The organism is Burkholderia sp. LA-2-3-30-S1-D2, from assembly GCF_001523915.2.
Taxonomy (GTDB): Bacteria; Pseudomonadota; Gammaproteobacteria; order Burkholderiales; family Burkholderiaceae; genus Burkholderia; species Burkholderia diffusa.
The window spans coordinates 2,505,916-2,526,713 of the sequence record NZ_CP013384.1 but is presented as its reverse complement, the minus strand read 5'-3'; the positions used below and the strand labels follow the sequence as shown (position 1 = coordinate 2,526,713).

Sequence of the window (20,798 nt, the reverse complement as noted above, 5' to 3'; positions counted from 1 at the left end):
GCAATAGGAAATCGGAGTACATAATTGATTCGAATCGAATGCGACGCGTATCTGACCGTACGCGACACGGAGGGCCGGACGGCGAGCCTGTCGGACGTCGCCCCGTTGCTGGAGCTCGTGGCCGATACGGGCAGCATCGCGCAGGCCGCGCAGGCGAAAGGTCTGTCGTATCGGCACGCGTGGGGCATGCTGCGGGCGCTTGAGGCGTGCGTCGGCGGCGAGTTGATCGAGACGGCACGCGGTAAGGGATCGACGCTGTCGGAGCTGGGGCAGGCGGTCGTCGACGCGCAGCGGCTCGCGCGAAACCGTCTCGATGGGAACCTGCGCGCGCTGGCAGCCGAGGTGGCGAGCGACCTGAACCGGCGGCTCGCGCAGCGCGACGGCGCCGTGCGCATCCATGCATCGCACGGCTACGCGGTTGCGACGCTCGTCTCCGCGCTTGTCGACGCGCAGGCAGCCGTCGACATCAAGTATCGCGAGAGCGTCGAAGCCGTGCAGGCGCTCGCGCGCGGTGAATGCGAGCTGGCCGGTTTTCATCTGCCACGCGGCGCGTTTCGCGAACAGTGCGCGCAGATCTACCGGCCGTGGCTCGACGACACCCGTCACGTGCTGATTCATCTGACGCGTCGCCAGCAGGGGCTGTTCGTGCCGCGCGGCAACCCGAAGCAGGTCAGCGGGCTCGCCGATCTCGCCCGCAACGACATCCGCTTCGTCAACCGGCAGCCGGGGTCGGGCACGCGGATGCTGCTCGATCTTGCATTGCGCGCGATCGGCATCGATCCCGAGCGTATCGACGGCTATGCGTCGGCCGAACTCACGCACTCGGCGATCGCCGCGTTCGTCGCGAGCGGGATGGCCGATCTCGGCTTCGGCGTCGAGCCGGCCGCCCATCACTTCGGGCTCGATTTCATCCCAATCGTCGACGAGGACTATTACTTTGCGTGCGAACGCGCGCAGCTCGACTCGCGACCGCTCGCCGGCGTGCTCGCCTTGCTGCGCGATGCGCGCTTCGTCGACCGCGTCGCGCATCTCGACGGCTACGATCCGTCCGCGTGCGGGACGCTGACCGGCATCGCGGACGGATTCGCCGGTATCGTCGGGGGCGGTATGCCGGACGGCAATGCACGGTAACGGGGACGCACGCGAACCGCGCTGCAGCAGCGAGGGATTTGCGCTACGCTTGCCGCTTGATCAACGTTCCAACAAGCACGCCGTTCAGGCGTCATCCCGCCATGAAACTATTCGTTCCTTTCTCCGCGGCAGCGTTGACCGCAGGGCTTCTTGTTGCCGTTTCGCCGTTGGCGCTCGCGCAGAATTCACCAGGCCTGCCCGGCGGGATTCTGAGCGACCAGTTCCGCCTGAACGAGCATCCGCAGATGCCGTTCGCGGCGTCGGCGCCGTCGCAGAAATACCAGAACGGCAAGAAGTCGGCATTGCGCCGCAAGGGCGATTTGGGGGACCCGAACGGCTGCAACCTGAAGTGTCCGATGGACACACAATAAGCAGGCGCTGACGCGCCGGGTTGTCGACGCCGCGATCGTTTGTCCGAACCGCGCCGATGCCGCGCGGTTCCTTTCGAGCCCCGCAGGGTGTGCTGCCCGGCGGGGCTCATGCTTTGTGGTTCGGCCTGGCGTAGTGTGATCGTGCGGGGCTGGACCAGATTCGTACCATCCTAGGGTTAACCCTCGTTTCGGGAAGGATGTCTTCCTGAAACCTGCCTTATTCTTAAGCACGCGCCTACATAAACTTCGGTTTGTCAGCGATGAACGGGTGTTCACCGCGAAATCAGACAAATCTGGAGGTAGGTCATCATGAAGTCGCTCGTTCAAGCCGTTGTCGTTGCTGCTGCTCTCGTTGCCCCGGTCGTGTCGTTCGCGCAGTCCGGCTCGGCACTCACCCGCGCACAGGTTCGTGCCGAACTGGTTCAGCTCCAGCAGGCCGGTTACAACACCGCCCGCGGCGAAGATCCGCATTATCCGGAAGCGATCCAGGCCGCCACGGCGCGTGTCGCAGAGCAACAGCGCAGCGCGCTCGCCCAGGCGCAAGGCGCCGACGCCAGCGGTTATGGCGCGCAGGTGCAAGGCGCGTCGGCAGCGGGTTCGCGTGCGATCGGCGTGCGTCCGGCCAGTGCAGAAGAAATGAAGTCGCTGTATCGCGGCAGCTAAGCTGCACATCGCCCGGTGAGGCTGTGCTGCGCGTGCGATGACGCGTCGCGTGCCGGGCAGGGTGCCGTCCGCCGCGGTCGATCACCGTGCGGGCGACGCCGAACATCCGTCACCTCCTGCCGTCGGAATGCTGGCGGCATTCCGCCCGGCCCGTCCGGGGCTGGGCGCTTTTTCGGAAGGCACGGGACGTTCGGCTTCCCCGGCAACAAAAAACCCCGCAGACTCGCGTCGTGCGGGGTTCGTGCGTCAAGCGCGAAATTTGGTGGAGGCGGCGGGAATCGAACCCGCGTCCAGAAGCGCTCCACGACTAGTTCTACATGTTTAGTTCAGTCATTTGATTTAACCGCAGCGACGCGGACGAACACGCTGCACTACGGCGATTCGCTAGATTTTCGACCCTGGCGTCGCGACGCCGACAGGGCTTAACTGACGTAAATGACCTCTGGCGGTATTGCTACCGGTCTTGCGACTCTAGCCCGTCAGTGAACTAGGCAGAGGACGGCGGCCGTTAGGCTGCCAGTGCGAACGTATCGTCGTTTGCAGTTACGATTTTCCCATTGATTAACGAGGTGACGGGTCCTCGACATGCCCTAGCCGCTTCACAACCCCTGTCGAAACCAGGTCGCCCCCGCGGATAAGATCCACCATTATAGCCCAACATGGCGCAGCAGTTCGCGCAGTTCCTGCGTCGTGCCGACCAGATGCTGCGCCTGCCAGTCAGCCGGCGCGACGCCGTCACCGCAGTAGCCGTACGCGGCCGCGACCGTCGCCATCCCCGCCGCGCTGCCAGCCTGGATGTCGCGAAGATCATCGCCGACGTAGACGATGCGCTCCGGCGCGAGTGTCATTTGTTCCGCCGCATGCAACAGCGGGGCCGGATGCGGTTTCGAGTGCGGCGTTGTGTCGCCCCCGACGATGCAGGCCGCGCGCGGCGCGAGGCCGAGCAGGTCGGCGAGCGGCGCGGTGAGGCGCATCGCCTTGTTCGTGACGATGCCCCAGCGCACGCCGCGTCCATCGAGTTCGTCGAGCACGTCGCCGATGCCGGGGAACAGCACCGTGTGCACGCAGATGTCGGTCGCGTAATTGGTCAGGAACTCGTCGCGCATCGCATCGTAGCCGGGCGAATGCGGATCGATTCCGAATGCGCCGCCAAGCAGGCCCCGCGCGCCGGCCGATGCCAGCGGCCGCAGCACGTCGAGCGACGTTTCGGGCAGGCCGCGCATGCGCTGCATCTTGTGGACTGCAGCGGCGAGATCGGGCGCCGTGTCGGCGAGTGTGCCGTCGAGGTCGAACAGCACGGCATCGCAGTGCACCAGGCGCGGCGCGTCGAATGCGGGCCGCTCGGTCGAAAGGGGGATCGTCATGCCGGTCGGAGGGTCACGCGCCGCGGCGGCACGCGACGAGATAGTTGATGTCGGTGTCGTTCGACAGCGCGAAGCGCTTGCCGATCGGGTGATAGGTAATACCCTTGATCTCCACGATGTGCAGATCGGTCCCGCGCACGAAGCTCGCCAGTTCCGACGGGCGGATGAAGCGCGCGTAGTCGTGGGTGCCCTTCGGCAGCATCTGCGCGATGTACTCAGCGCCGATTACCGCGAACAGGTAGGACTTCAGGTTGCGGTTCAGCGTAGAGAAGAATACCCAGCCGCCCGGCTTCACGAGCGTCGCGCACGCGGCGACGACGCCGGCCGGCGAAGGCACGTGCTCGAGCATCTCCATGCAGGTGACGACGTCGTAAGTGCCCGGCTCGCGTTCGGCGATCGCTTCGGCGGCGATCGCCTCGTAGTCGACCGTGATGCCGCTTTCGAGGCTGTGCAGGTCGGCGACGCCGAGCGCTTCGGTCGACAGGTCGATGCCTTTCACCTGGGCGCCGAGCCCGGCCATTGATTCGGACAGGATGCCGCCGCCGCAGCCGATATCGAGCGCGCGCTTGCCGGCGAGGTGCGCATGCGAATCGATCCAGCCGAGCCGGACCGGATTCAGGTCGTGCAAGGGCTTGAATTCGGCATTCGGGTCCCACCACCGATGGGCGAGGTCGCTGAATTTCTGGAGTTCGTGCGGATCGGCGTTGGTCATGTCGGCAAACGGGCTACGGAAGGAGGGCGGTGCGTCGGTACGTCAGCCCCGAGTATATAAGGGGGCGCACAACGAGGCCAGCGAGCGCCTGGGCGGGCGTCAAAGAAAAAGCCCCGCCGGAGCGGGGCTTTGAAGCAGTCGAAAACCGCGGCTTACTTCGCCGGAACGGTCGTCTTCTGGACTTGTTGCGTACCGACCACTTCGACTTCCACGCGGCGGTCCGGTGCGAGGCAGGCGATCAGTTGCTTGCGGTTCTTCTGGTTGCAGCCGGTCGTGACCGGGTTGCGCTTGCCCTTGCCTTCCGTGTAGATCTTGTTGGCCGGGACACCCTTGCTGACCAGGTACGACTTGACGGCTTGTGCGCGGCGCAGCGACAGGCGGTCGTTGTACTTGTCCGAACCGATGCGGTCCGTGTAGCCCGTAGCGACGACCACTTCCGTGTTCATGCCCTGGATCTTCGAAGCCAGTTCGTCCAGCTTTTGCTTGCCCAGCGGCTTGAGCGTTGCCTTGTCGAAGTCGAACAGTGCGTCGGCTTGGTACGTGATCTTCTGGCTCGTGATGGCCGGAGCAACCGGAGCGACCGGCGGCTGCGGTGCCTGGGCGACCAGTGCGCCATCGCACTTCGCGTTGGCGGTGGCCGGCGTCCAGAACGCGTCACGCCAGCAGAGCTCGTTCGTGCCGTTCATCCACACCCATTCGCCCGTGCCGTTCACCCAGTTGTCGTTGACGGCTTGACGCGACGCCGGCACCGACTGTGCCGAAGCGGATGCAGCCATAACTGCGGTAGCTGCAATGAACGCGAGCTTTGAAAGTTTATTCATATTTCTCCTCTCGAAATTGAGATTACCGCAGGTTTACTGCGAGCCTGTTGACGGTGACAAGTCATACATTGCTCGAAGTATAACATTGGTGCGGCACAAAAAACGCGGCACCGCTCTGTGTAGACTTCGAGCAGCGTCTAACTTTCAGTGCGTTGGCATTTTGCCATATCGTTCCCTTCCTACGAAAAAAAATCCTCCCCACCCCAAGATCGCTTCAACTTTGTGGTGCATGCGCAACACCCGCCTGCCGTAACTTTCAGGGATTGTCAAGAGTGTGTCCGCGAAATTGCATGAAAGGCCGCAAGGGGTTTGCGCGCGTGCGTGACAAGGGTCCGAGGGACCCGGGCTTCCTGAATGGGGCGCAATCATGGCCGGTCCGGGATGCCTTTGCCATGGGCCGTGATTTTTGCTGTTTACATATAGAGGGGGTGGCGAATTGGCGGCTGATGCGTGCATGTTAGAATCTCGCGTTGCGTTGCGCATGCAGCGCCCACGCGAAAGGCGTTCGCCGTCTTCGCTCCGAAACGATACGGATACATGGATCAATTCGCCAAAGAGACCCTGCCCACCTCCCTAGAGGAGGAAATGCGCCGTTCGTATCTCGATTACGCGATGAGCGTGATCGTCGGACGTGCCCTTCCGGATGTCCGCGATGGCCTGAAGCCCGTGCACCGGCGCGTACTGTTCGCGATGCACGAACTGAACAACGACTGGAACCGCGCGTACAAGAAATCGGCGCGTATCGTCGGTGACGTGATCGGTAAGTATCACCCTCACGGCGATACCGCGGTGTACGACACGATCGTGCGGATGGCGCAGGACTTCTCGCTGCGCTACATGCTGATCGACGGACAGGGCAACTTCGGCTCGATCGACGGTGACAATGCCGCGGCGATGCGTTACACCGAAATTCGCATGGCGAAGATCGGTCACGAGTTGCTCGCCGACATCGACAAGGAAACGGTCGACTTCGAGCCGAACTACGACGGCAACGAGATGCAGCCGTCGGTCCTGCCGTCGCGCATCCCGAACCTGCTGATCAACGGCTCGTCGGGTATCGCGGTCGGCATGGCGACCAATATCCCGCCGCACAACCTGAACGAAGTCGTCGACGCGTGCCAGCACCTGCTGAACAACCCGGAAGCGACGATCGACGAGCTGATCGAGATCATCCCGGCGCCGGACTTCCCGACGGCCGGCATCATCTACGGTGTCGCCGGCGTGCGCGACGGCTATCGCACCGGGCGCGGCCGCGTCGTGATGCGCGCGGCCACGCACTTCGAGGAGATCGACCGCGGTCAGCGGATGGCGATCATCGTCGACGAGCTGCCGTACCAGGTGAACAAGCGCTCGCTGCTCGAGCGTATCGCCGAGCTCGTCAACGAGAAGAAGCTCGAGGGCATCTCCGACATCCGCGACGAGTCCGACAAGAGCGGCATGCGCGTCGTGATCGAGCTGAAGCGCGGCGAAGTGCCCGAAGTGGTGCTGAACAACCTGTACAAGGCGACGCAGCTCCAGGATACGTTCGGCATGAACATGGTCGCGCTCGTCGACGGTCAGCCGAAGCTGCTGAACCTGAAGGAAATCCTGCAGTGCTTCCTGTCGCATCGACGCGAAGTGCTGACGCGCCGCACGATCTACGAACTGCGCAAGGCCCGCGAACGCGGCCACGTGCTCGAAGGTCTCGCGGTCGCGCTCGCGAACATCGACGAGTTCATCGCGATCATCAAGGCAGCGCCGACGCCGCCGATCGCGAAGCAGGAGTTGATGGCGAAGCCGTGGGATTCGTCGCTCGTGCGCGATATGCTGACGCGCGCCGAGGCCGAGAACGCGTCGGCGGGCGGCCGCTCCGCGTACCGTCCGGAAGGCCTGAACCCGGCGTTCGGGATGCAGGCCGACGGGCTGTACCGTCTGTCCGACACGCAGGCGCAGGAAATCCTGCAGATGCGTCTGCAGCGCCTGACCGGTCTCGAGCAGGACAAGATCATCGGCGAGTACCGCGAAGTGATGGCGCAGATCGCCGACCTGCTGGACATCCTCGCGCGCCCCGAGCGGATCACGACGATGATCGGCGAGGAGCTGACGGCGGTGAAGGCCGAATTCGGCGACGCACGCCGCTCGAAGATCGAGCTGAACGCGACCGAATTGAATACCGAAGACCTGATCACGCCGCAGGACATGGTCGTCACGATGTCGCACGCGGGCTACGTGAAGTCGCAGCCGCTGTCCGAGTATCGCGCGCAGAAGCGCGGCGGCCGCGGCAAGCAGGCGACGCAGATGAAGGAAGACGACTGGATCGAGACGCTGTTCATCGCGAACACCCACGACTACATCCTGTGCTTCTCGAACCGCGGCCGCGTGTACTGGGTCAAGGTCTATGAAGTGCCGCAGGGCTCGCGCAACTCGCGCGGCCGTCCGATCGTCAACATGTTCCCGCTGCAGGAAGGCGAGAAGATCAACGTCGTACTGCCGGTCAAGGAGTTCTCGGCCGACAAGTTCATCTTCATGGCGACGTCGCTCGGCACCGTGAAGAAGACGCCGCTCGAAGCATTCAGCCGCCCGATGAAGAAGGGCATCATCGCGGTCGGCCTCGACGACGGCGACTTCCTGATCGGTGCATCGATCACCGACGGTGCGCACGACGTGATGCTGTTCTCCGACGCCGGCAAGGCCGTTCGCTTCGACGAGAACGACGTGCGTCCGATGGGTCGCGAGGCGCGCGGTGTGCGCGGCATGCAGCTCGAGGACGGCCAGCAGGTCATCGCGATGCTGGTCGCGGGCAGCGAGGAGCAGACCGTGCTCACCGCAACCGAGAACGGCTACGGCAAGCGCACGCCGATCACCGAGTACACGCGCCACGGCCGCGGTACGAAGGGTATGATCGCGATCCAGACGTCCGAGCGCAACGGCAAGGTCGTGGCCGCGACGCTCGTCGACGCCGAGGATCAGATCATGCTGATTACGACGGCCGGCGTGTTGATTCGCACCCGCGTATCCGAGATTCGCGAGATGGGGCGTGCCACGCAAGGTGTTACACTCATCAGTCTCGATGAGGGTACCAAGCTTTCTGGCCTGCAGCAGATCGCGGAGGCCGAAGAGGGCGATGGCGAGGCCGACGAGGCGTCGGACGGCGAAGCCTGAAGAACGGATGAGACTCTGGCCGCCGCGGGCGTGAAGCGCCGCGGCCGGCGAGCAACCATTCATATTTCCAAAAGGGAGTGATGATGCAAAAGCAATTCAAGCAACTGGTTCTGCTGGCTGCACTGGTGCCGACGTTCGCGATGGCGCAAGCGCTGTCGAATTCCGCACCGACTGCGACCGCGGCAGCTGCGCCGATCGACGCCGACAAGAAGGCGGCGATCAAGGATCTGCTCGACGCGATCGACGCGCCGAAGCTCGTGTCGGCAATCGGCAACAGCGCCGAGATGCAGGCAAAGCAACTCGTGCCGGCGATCCTGTCGGACGCGCTGTCGGAAAACAAGACGCTGAACGACAAGCAAAAGCAAGCCGCCGTGCCGACGCTGCAGAAGAACGCGGTGCCGAAGCTGGTTGACGGCGCGGGCAAGGTGTTCGGCACGCAGCAGTTCCAGAGCGACGCGATGTCGGCCCAGTACGACGCTTACGCGAAGTACTACAGCACGTCGGAGATCAAGGATCTGACGACGTTCTACAAGAGCCCGACGGGCCGCAAGTTCATCCAGGTTCAGGATCAGGTCGGTCGCGACGTGGTCAACGGCCTAATGCAGAAGTACATGCCGCAAGCGATCCAGGCAACGCGTACGCAGGCTGACAAGGAAGTCGCTGCAGTCAAGCCGGGCAAGTAAGCCGTCCGGGCACGCCGCCCGGCCGTTCGGCCGGGTTTGGCGGGAGCCTGATGACAGTGCGATAATGGCCGTTTGCGCGCGAGCGCAAGCGGCCATTCCTTTTCTGGCGCGGTTCTTTCTGCCGGCGGCAAGCCGGTCGCGTCCCTCCCGAGGTTTTCACGATGCGCGTCTTTAATTTCTCCGCCGGTCCTGCGGCGCTCCCCGAGGAAGTGCTGCGGCAGGCCGCCGACGAAATGCTCGACTGGCACGGCAGCGGCATGAGCGTGATGGAGATGAGCCATCGCGGCAAGGAATTCATGTCGATCCACGAGGCAGCGCTGACCGACCTGCGCGAGCTGCTCGATGTGCCGGCCAGCCACCGGATCCTGTTCCTGCAGGGCGGCGGCATTGCCGAGAACGCGATCGTGCCGATGAACCTGCTTGGTTCGCGCAAGACCGCCGACTTCGTCGTGACGGGCTCGTGGTCGCAGAAGTCGTTCAACGAAGCGAAGAAATACGGCACGCCGCATCTGGCCGCATCCGGCAAGACGGCCGACGGTTTCACGCGCGCGCCCGCCCGCGCCGAATGGCAGCTGTCGGACGATCCGGCCTACGTGCATCTGTGCACGAACGAGACGATCGACGGCGTCGAGACGTTCGAGATTCCCGACCTCGGCGACGTGCCGCTCGTCGCGGACGTGTCGTCACACATTTTGTCGCGTCCGATGGACGTCGCGAAGTACGGCGTGTTGTTCGGCGGCGCGCAGAAGAACATCGGGATGGCCGGCGTGACGGTCGTGATCGTGCGCGAGGATCTGCTCGATCGCGCGCTGTCGATCTGTCCGTCCGCATTCGAATGGAAGACCGTCGCCGCGAACAACTCGCTGTACAACACGCCGCCTACCTATGCGATCTACATCGCGGGCCTCGTGTTCCAGTGGCTGAAGCGGCAGGGCGGCCTCGAGGCGATCGAGGCGCGCAATATCGAGAAGGCGAAGCTGCTCTACGACACAATCGATGCGAGCAGTTTCTATCTGAACAAGGTCGAGCCGGCGGTGCGGTCGCGTATGAACGTGCCCTTTTTCCTGGCCGACGAAACGCGCAACGAAGACTTCCTTGCCGGCGCAAAGGCGCGCGGGCTGCTGCAGCTGAAGGGCCACAAGTCCGTCGGCGGCATGCGGGCGTCGATCTACAACGCGGTGCCGCTCGAGGGCGTGAAAGCGCTCGTCGAGTACATGAAGGACTTCGAACAGCGCGGCGCCTGAGCGCGCGCTGTTCAAACAGCACGGCAACTACGCATGGACGACGAACTGAATTCCCGCCTGAAACCGCTGCGCGACCGCATCGACGCGATCGACGCGCAGCTGATCGCGCTCCTCAACCAGCGCGCCGCGGTGGCGCTAGAGGTGGGCGAGGTCAAGAAGCATTTCAACGCGCCGGTGTTCCGGCCGGAGCGCGAGCTGCAGGTGATCGCGCGCCTGCAGGACATGAGCGCGGGACCGCTCGCGAGCGAGCACATTAGCGCCATCTGGCGCGAGATCATGGCCGCGAGCCGCGCGCTCGAACAGACGATCCACGTCGCGTTCCTCGGGCCGGTCGGCACGTACAGCGAACAGGCGATGTTCGAGTACTTCGGCCAGTCGATCGAAGGGCTGCCGTGTCCGTCGATCGATGAGGTATTCCGCTCGGTCGAGGCAGGCGCGTCCGCATTCGGCATCGCGCCGGTCGAGAACTCGACCGAAGGTGCGGTGTCGCGCACGCTCGACCTGCTGCTGCAGACGCAGTTGCTGATCAGCGGTGAACTCGCGCTGCCGATCCATCACAACCTGCTCACGCAGAGCGGCACGCTCGACGGCGTGACGCGCGTCTGCGCGCATGCGCAGGCGCTCGCGCAATGCCAGCAGTGGCTTGCCGCGAACGCGCCGCAGCTCGAGCGGCAAGCGGTGTCGAGCAATGCGGAGGCCGCGCGTCTCGCGGCGGCGGATCCGAGCGTCGCGGCGATCGCAGGCGACCGCGCAGCCGCGCACTACGGCCTGCAGATCGCGTTCTCGCTGATTCAGGACGATCCGCACAATCGCACGCGCTTCGTGATCGTCGGCAAGCAGCCGGCCGGGCAGAGCGGTCACGACCAGACGTCGCTGATCGTGTCGGTGAAGAACGAGCCGGGCGCGGTGTTCAAGCTGCTCGAACCGCTCGCGCGGCACGGTGTGTCGATGACGCGCTTCGAGTCGCGCCCCGCGCGGGTCGGCACGTGGGAGTATTACTTCTACATCGACATCGAAGGGCACCGGGACGAGCCAGCCGTGGCCGCCGCGCTCGCGGAGCTCGGCCAGAAGGCCGCGTTCCTGAAGATACTCGGTTCGTATCCGCGCGCGCGCTGACGCGTAGCGGCCCGTCGCCTGCACCAGCGGGCGGCGCGGCGAAGCGGGTGGGGCAGGCCGGGCGGCGCTGCCCAAGGCGGGTTCGGGCGGTATCCGGTGCAGGTCGCACCGGGTGCGGGCCCGTTGCCCGGAATCTGGACTTCCGTGCGCGGGGCGTCGTTCCGCGCGCGTCACTTGGCTCTTGTCGTGTCAGGCTTTGCATTCAACAAACTTGTCATCTTCGGCGTCGGCCTGATCGGCGGATCGCTGGCGCGCGCGCTGCGCGAGCGCACACCGGGTGGCGCGGGCGAAGTCGTCGGCGTCGGTCGTTCGCGTGCAGCGGTCGATCGCGCGCTCGCGCTCGGCGTGATCGATCGCGCGGTGGCGCTCGACGACGATGCGCAACTGCGCGACGCGCTTGCCGGCGCCGATCTCGTATTGCTGGCTGCGCCCGTCGCGCAAACGGGCCCGTTGCTCGCGCGCATCGCGCCGTGGCTTGACGCTGCGACGATCGTCACCGACGCTGGCAGCACCAAGTCCGACGTCGTTACGGCGGCACGCGATGCGCTCGGTGCGCGGATTGCGCAATTCGTGCCGGGCCATCCGATCGCCGGGCGCGAATCGAGCGGCGTCGAGGCCGCGCTGCCGGATCTGTACGTCGGTCGCAATGTCGTGCTGTGTCCGTTGCCGGAGAACGCGCCGGAAGCGGTCGCGCGGATCGATGCGATGTGGCGGGCGACCGGCGCCGACGTGCGCACCATGAGCACGGCGCAGCACGATCGCGTGTTCGCGTCGATCAGTCACCTGCCGCACGTGCTGTCGTTCGCGCTCGTAGAGCAAATTCTCGGCGAGGCGGATGCCGAACTGAAATTCTCGTACGCGGCGGGCGGCTTCCGCGACTTCACGCGGATCGCGGCGTCGAGCCCGGAAATGTGGCGCGACGTGTGTGTCGCGAACCGCACGGCGCTGCTCGATGAGCTCGACGGCTATACGCGCGTGCTCGCCCGGCTGCGTGCGGCGATCGACGCCGGCGATGGCGCGGCGCTCGAAGCCGTGTTCACTCGCTCGCGCGCTGCACGCAAGGCCTGGCAGGAACGTGGCGCGCAGCCCGCTGCCGAACCGGTCAAGAAATAACAGGAAACAGGACGATTCCCATGGACTATCTCGATCTCGGCCCATATTCCAGCGCGTCGGGTACCGTGCGCCTGCCCGGCTCGAAAAGCATCTCGAACCGCGTGCTGCTGCTCGCGGCGCTTGCTGAAGGCGATACGACGATCACCAACCTGCTGGATTCCGACGACACGCGCGTGATGCTCGACGCGCTCGGCAAGCTTGGTGTGAAGCTCGCGCGCGAGGGCGACACCTGTGTCGTCACCGGCACGCGCGGCGCGTTCACCGCGAAGACCGCCGATCTGTTCCTCGGCAACGCGGGCACCGCGGTGCGACCGTTGACGGCGGCGCTCGCAGTCAACGGCGGCGACTATCGCGTGCACGGCGTGCCGCGCATGCACGAGCGGCCGATCGGCGACCTCGTCGACGGCCTGCGGCAGATCGGCGCGCAGATCGACTACGAGCAAAACGAAGGCTTTCCGCCGCTGCGGATCAAGCCTGCCGCGATCACGGTCGACGCGCCGATCCGCGTGCGCGGCGACGTGTCGAGCCAGTTCCTCACCGCGCTGCTGATGACGCTGCCGCTCGTGAAGGCGAAGGACGGCAGGATCGTCGTCGAAGTCGACGGCGAATTGATCTCGAAGCCGTACATCGACATCACGATCCGGCTGATGGCGCGCTTCGGCGTGACCGTCGAGCGCGACGGCTGGCAGCGCTTCGTCGTGCCGGCCGGCGTCCGCTACCGTTCGCCGGGGCGCATCATGGTCGAGGGCGATGCATCGTCGGCCTCGTACTTCCTCGCGGCCGGCGCGCTCGGCGGCGGCCCGCTGCGCGTCGAGGGCGTGGGGCGCGCGAGCATCCAGGGCGACGTCGGCTTCGCGAACGCGCTGATGCAGATGGGCGCGAACGTATCGATGGGCGACGACTGGATCGAAGTGCGCGGCATCGGCCATGACCATGGCAAGCTCGAGCCGATCGACATGGACTTCAACCTGATTCCCGACGCGGCGATGACCATCGCGGTCGCGGCGCTGTTCGCGAGCGGCACGAGCACGCTGCGCAACATCGCGAGCTGGCGCGTGAAGGAAACCGACCGCATCGCCGCGATGGCGACCGAACTGCGCAAGGTCGGCGCGATCGTCGAGGAAGGCCCCGACTATCTGGTCGTTACGCCGCCGCAACGGCTCACGCCGAATGCAGCGATCGACACGTACGACGATCACCGGATGGCGATGTGCTTCTCGCTCGTCAGCCTGGGCGGCGTGCCTGTGCGGATCAACGATCCGAAGTGCGTCGGCAAGACGTTCCCCGACTATTTCGACCGCTTTGCCGCGCTCGCCAAAGCCTGACCCGACAGTTCCGATGAAATCAACCCGACCCTTTCACCCGACCCCCGTCATCACGATCGACGGTCCGACCGCTTCCGGCAAGGGGACCGTCGCGGCGCTCGTCGCCGCGCATCTCGGCTTTCACCTGCTCGACAGCGGCGCGCTGTACCGGCTCGCCGCGCTCGCGAGCGTGCGCTACGGCATCGCGGCGGAGGATGTCGACGCGCTCGTGAAGCTGATCGACGATCTTCACATCACGTTCCGCGAGGGCTGCGCGCAGCTCGACGGCGTCGACGTGTCGAACGACATCCGCGCCGAAGCGGTCGGCAACCGCGCGTCGGCCATTGCCGTGCACGGGCCGGTGCGTACCGCGCTCGTCGCGCGCCAGCGCGCGTTCCGCAAGACGCCGGGCCTCGTTGCCGACGGCCGCGACATGGGCACTGTGATCTTCCCGGACGCCGTGCTGAAGGTGTTCCTGACGGCCAGTGCCGAGGCTCGCGCGACCAGGCGGCATAAGCAATTGATGCAAAAAGGTTTTTCTGCTAATATTGATAACTTGCTCCGGGATCTTCGTGAACGTGACGCGCGCGACAGCAATCGCGCAGCCGCGCCGCTGAAGCCTGCGGCAGATGCCAAGCTGCTCGATACGTCGGCGCTTTCGGTTGATGAAGCAGTCGACCAGGTGCTGCAGTGGTACCGAACGCTCGGTCAGCCCGCCTGAGAAGGCGGGCAGCAGTAGGTGCTTTGCGCGAGAAGCGCGGAGCGTGTTTCGAACCCTTAACCCCGTGTGGCTTCGATCTGGCCCTTTCAGCCTGCCATTCCGGCCGGCGTGGCACAGCGATCCATGCACAATCAGATTTTTATGTCCGACCTGCAAACCTCCAACCCGAATACTGAATCTTTCGCGGCTCTGTTCGAAGAGTCGCTGACCCGCCAAGACATGCGCGCCGGCGAAGTGATTTCCGCCGAAGTCGTGCGCGTCGACCACAACTTCGTGGTCGTCAATGCAGGCCTGAAGTCCGAGGCTTACATTCCGATCGAGGAATTCCTGAACGATCAGGGCGAGGTTGAGGTGCAGTCGGGCGATTTCGTGTCCGTCGCGATCGACGCACTCGAAAACGGCTACGGCGACACGATCCTGTCGCGCGACAAGGCGAAGCGCCTTGCATCGTGGCTGTCGCTGGAAAAGGCTCTCGACAACAACGAACTCGTCACCGGCACGATCACCGGCAAGGTGAAGGGCGGCATGACCGTGATGGTCAACGGCATCCGCGCGTTCCTGCCGGGTTCGCTGGTCGACACGCGTCCGGTCAAGGACACGACCCCGTACGAAGGTAAGACGCTCGAGTTCCGCGTGATCAAGCTCGATCGCAAGCGTAACAACGTCGTGCTGTCGCGTCGTGCAGTGATCGAAGCAACGCAAGGCGAAGAGCGCGCAAAGCTGCTCGAGACGCTGAAGGAAGGCGCGATCGTCAACGGCGTGGTCAAGAACATCACCGACTACGGCGCGTTCGTCGACCTCGGCGGCATCGACGGCCTGCTGCACATCACCGACATCGCATGGCGTCGTGTGCGTCACCCGAGCGAAGTCCTGTCGGTTGGCCAGGAAGTCACCGCGAAGATCCTCAAGTTCGATCAAGAGAAGAACCGCGTCTCGCTGGGCATCAAGCAACTGGGCGACGATCCGTGGGAAGGCATCTCGCGCCGTTACCCGTCGGGCACGCGCCTGTTCGGCAAGGTCACGAACATCACCGACTACGGCGCATTCGTCGAAGTGGAATCGGGCATCGAAGGCCTCGTCCACGTGTCGGAAATGGACTGGACCAACAAGAACGTTGCTCCGTCGAAGGTTGTCCAGCTGGGCGACGAAGTCGAAGTCATGGTCCTCGAGATCGACGAAGACCGTCGTCGTATCAGCCTCGGCATGAAGCAGTGCAAGCCGAATCCGTGGGATGACTTCAGCCGCAACTTCAAAAAGGGCGACAAGATCACGGGCGCAATCAAGTCGATCACCGACTTCGGCGTGTTCATCGGTCTGCCGGGCGGCATCGACGGCCTGGTCCACCTGTCGGATCTGTCGTGGAGCGAAGCCGGCGAAGAAGCCGTTCGCAAGTACAAGAAGGGCGACGAAGTCGAAGCGATCGTGCTCGGTATCGACGTCGAGAAGGAGCGTATTTCGCTCGGCATCAAGCAGCTCGAAGGCGACCCGTTCAGCAACTACGTTGCAATGAACGACAAGGGTTCGATCGTCGACGGCGTGGTGAAGTCGGTCGATGCGAAGGGCGCTGTCGTCACGCTGACGGGTGACATCGAAGGCTACCTGCGCGCGTCGGAAATCTCGCAGGATCGCGTCGAAGACGCACGCAACGTGCTGAAGGAAGGCGACAAGGTCAACGCGATGGTGATCAACATCGATCGCAAGTCGCGTGGCATCAACCTGTCGATCAAGGCGAAGGATTCGGCTGAACAACAGGAAGCGATCCGCGGCCTGCAGTCGGACACCAGCGCTGCTGCGACCGGTACGACCAACCTCGGCGCGCTGCTGAAGGCGAAGCTCGACGGCCAGAACCAGTAAGCCTCACGAGGTCTGCTGAAGTATGACCAAATCCGAGTTGGTCGCGCAGCTGGCACTGCGATTTCCGCAACTTGTCCTCAAGGATGCGGATTTCGCGGTGAAAACGATGCTCGATGCAATGTCCGACGCCTTGTCGAAAGGGCATCGCATCGAAATTCGGGGTTTCGGCAGCTTCGGCCTCAACCGTCGTCCGGCGCGCGTTGGGCGCAACCCGAAGTCGGGGGAGAAAGTGCAGGTGCCCGAGAAGTTCGTGCCTCACTTCAAGCCCGGCAAGGAATTGCGTGAACGCGTCGACGGCCGCGCCGGCGAGCCGCTGAAAGCTGATGATCCGGACGACGAGCGTTGAGCGTCGTGCGGCTTGCCCGGAATCCGTCCGGCGAAGGCTGAAGAAAAAAGCGCCCCTTGCGGGCGCTTTTTTCATTTCCGGCGGCCGCGTGACAATGCGTACCCGCAGGATGTGCGGTGACGCGGAAACGCTTCCTTTACAATACGGGTCGATTCGGCGCCGCGAAGGGGAGTCGCGCGCCACGGCAAACCTCAACAAAGAGAGGGCTACATGAAGTTTATCGTCTGGCTGATCCGGGTATTGGTGTTCGTGCTGTTGCTGGTGCTCGCGCTGGCCAATACGCAAACCGCGACGCTGAATTTCGTTGCCGGCTACGCATGGCAAGCGCCGCTGATCCTGATCGGCCTCGCGTTCTTTGTCGTGGGGCTGCTGGCCGGCCTGCTGTCCGCGCTGCCGGCGATCTTCCGCATGCGCCTCGAGAACGGGCGCCTGAAGCGCGATCTGCGTACGGCGCGCGAAACCCCGGCCGTCGTCGACCAGCCGCCGATGCCGCCCGTCATTTAACACGGACGCCGCGCGACTCTGGCGCGGTTTTCGTCTCTGCTTCGATATTTCGCATGGATCTGGATTTTTGGTGGTTGCTCGCGATTCCGGTGGCGTTCGCGCTCGGCTGGGCGGCGTCCCGCTATGACCTGAAGAACCTCCTGTCGGAGAGCGCCAACCTGCCGCGATCGTATTTCCGCGGCCTGAACTTTCTGTTGAACGAACAACCGGACAAGGCGATCGACGCGTTCATCGAGGTCGCGAAGCTCGACCCCGAGACGGTCGAGTTGCACTTCGCGCTCGGCAACCTGTTTCGCCGCCGTGGCGAAACGGACCGTGCGATCCGCGTGCATCAGAACCTGCTGAGCCGCACGGACCTGCCGGTGAACGAGCGCGACCACGCGCTGTACGAGCTCGGCCAGGATTTCCTGAAGGCCGGCCTGCTCGATCGTGCGGAGGAGACCTTCCACCGGCTCGCCGATGGCGATTACGCGCTGGGCGCGCAGCGGGCGCTGCTGACGATCTACGAGATCGAGAAGGACTGGAACAAATCGATCGATACCGCGAAATGCATCGAATCGATGAGCGACAAGCCGCTCGGCACCGAAATCGCGCAGTTCCATTGCGAACTCGCGCAGGAGGCGCTGCAACGCAAGAACACGGCGGCTGCGGCCGATCAATTGAAGCTCGCGCTTGCAGCGAACCCGCAGAACGTCCGCGCGACGATCCTGTCCGGCGACGCCGCGCAGGCGGCGAGCGATCACGCGGCCGCGATCGAGCACTGGAAGCGTGTCGAAGCGCAGAATCCGGCGTATCTGCCGCTCGTCGCCGACAAGCTGATGAAGGCCTACGTCGCGCTCGGCAAACCGGTCGAGGGTGCCGAGCTGCTGATGGGCTACGTCGATCGTTATACGTCGAACGACCTGCTCGATATTGCTTATCAGCACATCGCCGGGTTGCGCGGCCAGGAAGCGGCGCACACACTCGCGCGTACGCAGATGGAGAAGTCGCCGAACCTGTCGGGCATGCTGCACCTGCTCGATGCGCAGATCGCGGCCGCCGACGAGCCGCGCCGTAAGGAACTTGAAATGATGCGTGCGCTGATCAAGCAGCGCACCAAGAATCTGCCACGCTATACGTGCCAGAATTGCGGTTTCCGGGCACGGCTCTTCTACTGGCAGTGCCCCGGATGCAGCGGCTGGGAAACCTATGCGCCGCGCCGCGTCGAACCTGCGATGCCGGGCTGATCCCGGCGTTCGACGCGCAAGCGCTGCGGTTGTCGCCGGGCCCGGTCCGGCGGCCAAGTTTGTCATTTACCGGGACGTACCGGAACATCTATGAAAATCACCATCATCGGCACTGGCTATGTCGGTCTCGTCACGGGCTCCTGCCTCGCCGAGATCGGCCACGACGTCTTCTGTCTGGATGTCGATCCGCGCAAGATCGAGATCCTGAACAACGGCGGGATGCCGATTCACGAACCGGGCCTGCTGGACATTATCGCGCGCAACCGCGCGGCAGGACGTCTGCGCTTCTCGACCGACATCGAGGCGAGCGTTGCCCACGGTGAGATCCAGTTCATCGCGGTCGGCACACCGCCCGACGAGGACGGTTCGGCCGACCTGCAATACGTGCTCGAGGCGGCGCGCAACATCGGCCGGTACATGGCCGGTTTCAAGGTGATCGTCGACAAGTCGACGGTGCCGGTCGGCACCGCGCAGCGCGTGCGCGCGGTGGTCGACGAGGCACTCGGCGCGCGCGGCCTCGCGGGCAGCGTCGAGCACCGTTTCTCGGTCGTGTCGAATCCGGAATTCCTGAAGGAAGGCGCGGCAGTCGAGGACTTCATGCGCCCGGACCGAATCATCATCGGTGTCGACGACGACGAGACGGGCACGGTGGCGCGCGAGAAGATGAAGAAGCTGTACGCGCCGTTCAACCGCAATCACGAGCGCACGATCTACATGGACGTGCGTTCGGCGGAATTCGCGAAATATGCGGCGAATGCGATGCTCGCAACGCGCATTTCGTTCATGAACGAGATGTCGAATCTCGCCGACAAGGTCGGTGCCGACATCGAAGCCGTGCGCCGCGGGATCGGTTCCGATCCGCGCATTGGCTATCACTTCCTGTACGCGGGCGTTGGTTACGGCGGCTCGTGCTTCCCGAAGGACGTGCAGGCGTTAATTCGCACCGCGAGCGAAAACGGTCAGCCGCTGCGCATCCTGGAGGCCGTCGAAGCGGCCAACTCCGCACAGAAGGACGTGCTGATCGGCAAGATCGAGCAGCGCTTCGGCGCAGACCTGAACGGCCGCGAATTCGCGGTCTGGGGCCTCGCGTTCAAGCCGAACACGGACGACATGCGCGAGGCGCCGAGCCGTCGGCTGATCGCCGCGCTGCTCGGGCGTGGCGCGACCGTGCGCGCGTACGATCCGGTCGCGATCGACGAGGCGCGCCGTGTGTTCGCGCTCGATCTCGGTGAGGCTCCCGACGCGCTTGCGCGCCTGCACTTCGTCGATACCCAGGACGCGGCCGTGACCGCCGCGGATGCGCTCGTGATCGTCACCGAATGGAAGGAATTCAGGAGCCCGGATTTCACGCGCCTGAAGGCCGAACTGAAGGCGCCGGTGATCTTCGACGGACGCAATCTGTACGAGCCGGACGCGATGGCCGAACTCGGCATCGACTACCATGCGATCGGGCGCCCGCATGTCGACCCCCAGTCCTCTCCCCGTGGATGAACGCACGATGACTACCCTTCGCGAAGTGGTGACGGTACCGCGCGCGCAGCTCGCGCGTTCGCGCGTGCTCGTGGTCGGTGACGTGATGCTCGACCGCTACTGGTTCGGCAACGTCGAGCGCATTTCTCCGGAAGCGCCGGTTCCTGTCGTGCACGTGCAGCGCCAGGAAGAGCGGCTTGGCGGTGCGGCCAATGTCGCGCGCAACGCGGTGACGCTCGGCGGTCAGGCCGGGCTCCTGTGCGTGGTTGGCTGCGACGAGCCTGGCGAGCGCATCGTCGAATTGCTCGGCAGCAGCGGTGTGACGCCCCATCTCGAACGCGATGCGTCACTGCCGACGACGATCAAGTTGCGCGTGCTCGCGCGCCAGCAGCAGCTACTGCGCGTCGACTTCGAGGCGATGCCGACGCACGAGGTGCTGCTCGCCGGGCTCGCGCGTTTCGATGCGCTGCTGCCGCAGCACGACGTCGTGCTGATGTCGGATTACGCGAAAGGCGGTCTGACGCACGTTACCACGATGATCGAGAAGGCGCGCGCGGCCGGCAAGCCGGTGCTCGTCGATCCAAAGGGCGGCGACTGGGCGCGCTATCGCGGCGCATCGCTGATCACGCCGAACCGTGCCGAGTTGCGCGAGGTCATCGGCCAGTGGCAATCGGAAGACGACCTGCGCGCGCGTGTCGCGAAGCTGCGTGCGGAGCTCGATCTCGACGCGTTGCTGCTCACACGTTCGGAAGAGGGGATGACGCTTTTTTCCGCAGCGGGCGAACTGCACGCACCGGCGCTCGCGCGCGAGGTGTATGACGTGTCTGGCGCAGGCGATACCGTGATCGCGACGGTCGCGACGATGCTCGGTGCCGGCGTGCCGCTCGTCGATGCCGTCGTGCTCGCGAACCGTGCGGCAGGCATCGTGGTCGGCAAGCTGGGTACGGCCACGGTAGCCTACGACGAGCTGTTTCACTGAGTGTATTCGGCGGCGCGCCGAGCGGGCCGCACGTA

General features: G+C 64.6%; 19 protein-coding genes and 1 other RNA gene. 16 read left to right on the top strand and 4 right to left on the bottom strand.

Annotation, left to right across the window (positions count from 1 at the left end):
• The first annotated feature begins 24 nt into the window (after positions 1 to 24).
• From WS66_RS24620 to WS66_RS24610, 3 genes are all read left to right on the top strand, one after another.
• Positions 25 to 1,131 (top strand): substrate-binding domain-containing protein, encoded by a 1,107-nt coding sequence (locus WS66_RS24620; protein WP_059599000.1) that lies wholly within the window; start codon positions 25 to 27, stop codon positions 1,129 to 1,131.
• Positions 1,132 to 1,232: 101 nt separating this feature from the next.
• The gene (locus WS66_RS24615; RefSeq protein ID WP_059599001.1) at positions 1,233 to 1,502 is read left to right on the top strand and encodes a hypothetical protein; all 270 of its coding nucleotides are present in this window, start codon (positions 1,233 to 1,235) and stop codon (positions 1,500 to 1,502) included.
• Positions 1,503 to 1,811: 309 nt separating this feature from the next.
• Positions 1,812 to 2,165, top strand: coding sequence for a DUF4148 domain-containing protein (locus WS66_RS24610; protein WP_059599002.1), 354 nt, complete (start codon positions 1,812 to 1,814; stop codon positions 2,163 to 2,165).
• A 260-nt stretch (positions 2,166 to 2,425) separates the two neighbouring features.
• On the opposite strand, the gene ssrA is transcribed toward WS66_RS24610, so the two are convergent.
• From ssrA to ompA, 4 genes are all read right to left on the bottom strand, one after another.
• Positions 2,426 to 2,795, bottom strand: a transfer-messenger RNA (tmRNA) gene (ssrA, locus tag WS66_RS24605).
• A 17-nt stretch (positions 2,796 to 2,812) separates the two neighbouring features.
• Positions 2,813 to 3,529: an HAD-IA family hydrolase gene (locus tag WS66_RS24600; RefSeq protein WP_059599003.1), complete on the bottom strand. Its 717-nt coding sequence runs from the start codon at positions 3,527 to 3,529 to the stop codon at positions 2,813 to 2,815.
• A 13-nt stretch (positions 3,530 to 3,542) separates the two neighbouring features.
• A complete protein-coding gene (gene ubiG, locus WS66_RS24595; RefSeq protein ID WP_044844843.1) occupies positions 3,543 to 4,241 on the bottom strand; it encodes a bifunctional 2-polyprenyl-6-hydroxyphenol methylase/3-demethylubiquinol 3-O-methyltransferase UbiG in 699 nt (232 codons plus the stop codon).
• A 152-nt stretch (positions 4,242 to 4,393) separates the two neighbouring features.
• Positions 4,394 to 5,062, bottom strand: a complete 669-nt coding sequence (ompA, locus tag WS66_RS24590; RefSeq protein WP_059599004.1) for an outer membrane protein OmpA — start codon at positions 5,060 to 5,062, stop codon at positions 4,394 to 4,396.
• A gap of 537 nt (positions 5,063 to 5,599) precedes the next feature.
• Here ompA and gyrA point away from each other — a divergent pair.
• From gyrA to rfaE1, 13 genes are all read left to right on the top strand, one after another.
• Positions 5,600 to 8,203: a DNA gyrase subunit A gene (gyrA, locus tag WS66_RS24585; protein ID WP_059599005.1), complete on the top strand. Its 2,604-nt coding sequence runs from the start codon at positions 5,600 to 5,602 to the stop codon at positions 8,201 to 8,203.
• Positions 8,204 to 8,286: 83 nt separating this feature from the next.
• On the top strand, positions 8,287 to 8,886 hold the full coding sequence (locus WS66_RS24580; protein WP_059599018.1) for a DUF2059 domain-containing protein: 600 nt from the start codon (positions 8,287 to 8,289) through the stop codon (positions 8,884 to 8,886).
• A gap of 161 nt (positions 8,887 to 9,047) precedes the next feature.
• The gene (gene serC / locus WS66_RS24575; protein WP_059530019.1) at positions 9,048 to 10,130 is read left to right on the top strand and encodes a 3-phosphoserine/phosphohydroxythreonine transaminase; all 1,083 of its coding nucleotides are present in this window, start codon (positions 9,048 to 9,050) and stop codon (positions 10,128 to 10,130) included.
• Positions 10,131 to 10,163: 33 nt separating this feature from the next.
• A complete protein-coding gene (gene pheA, locus WS66_RS24570) occupies positions 10,164 to 11,246 on the top strand; it encodes a prephenate dehydratase (protein ID WP_059599006.1) in 1,083 nt (360 codons plus the stop codon).
• 186 nt (positions 11,247 to 11,432) lie between these two features.
• Positions 11,433 to 12,359: a prephenate dehydrogenase/arogenate dehydrogenase family protein gene (locus WS66_RS24565; RefSeq protein WP_059599007.1), complete on the top strand. Its 927-nt coding sequence runs from the start codon at positions 11,433 to 11,435 to the stop codon at positions 12,357 to 12,359.
• A gap of 20 nt (positions 12,360 to 12,379) precedes the next feature.
• A complete protein-coding gene (gene aroA, locus WS66_RS24560; protein WP_059530011.1) occupies positions 12,380 to 13,684 on the top strand; it encodes a 3-phosphoshikimate 1-carboxyvinyltransferase in 1,305 nt (434 codons plus the stop codon).
• 13 nt (positions 13,685 to 13,697) lie between these two features.
• A complete protein-coding gene (gene cmk / locus WS66_RS24555) occupies positions 13,698 to 14,384 on the top strand; it encodes a (d)CMP kinase (RefSeq protein WP_059599008.1) in 687 nt (228 codons plus the stop codon).
• Positions 14,385 to 14,525: 141 nt separating this feature from the next.
• Positions 14,526 to 16,238: a 30S ribosomal protein S1 gene (rpsA, locus tag WS66_RS24550; protein WP_059599019.1), complete on the top strand. Its 1,713-nt coding sequence runs from the start codon at positions 14,526 to 14,528 to the stop codon at positions 16,236 to 16,238.
• 22 nt (positions 16,239 to 16,260) lie between these two features.
• Positions 16,261 to 16,584, top strand: coding sequence for an integration host factor subunit beta (locus WS66_RS24545; protein WP_006750752.1), 324 nt, complete (start codon positions 16,261 to 16,263; stop codon positions 16,582 to 16,584).
• Positions 16,585 to 16,794: 210 nt separating this feature from the next.
• Positions 16,795 to 17,088 (top strand): lipopolysaccharide assembly protein LapA domain-containing protein, encoded by a 294-nt coding sequence (locus WS66_RS24540; protein ID WP_059530004.1) that lies wholly within the window; start codon positions 16,795 to 16,797, stop codon positions 17,086 to 17,088.
• Between the two features lie 53 nt (positions 17,089 to 17,141).
• Complete coding sequence (gene lapB / locus WS66_RS24535) at positions 17,142 to 18,314, top strand: lipopolysaccharide assembly protein LapB (protein ID WP_059599009.1); 1,173 nt, start codon at positions 17,142 to 17,144, stop codon at positions 18,312 to 18,314.
• A 90-nt stretch (positions 18,315 to 18,404) separates the two neighbouring features.
• Positions 18,405 to 19,805, top strand: coding sequence for a UDP-glucose dehydrogenase family protein (locus WS66_RS24530; protein WP_059599010.1), 1,401 nt, complete (start codon positions 18,405 to 18,407; stop codon positions 19,803 to 19,805).
• A 7-nt stretch (positions 19,806 to 19,812) separates the two neighbouring features.
• Entirely contained in the window at positions 19,813 to 20,763 is a 951-nt protein-coding gene (gene rfaE1 / locus WS66_RS24525) for a D-glycero-beta-D-manno-heptose-7-phosphate kinase (RefSeq protein ID WP_159086581.1), read from the top strand.
• Positions 20,764 to 20,798 lie beyond the last annotated feature (35 nt).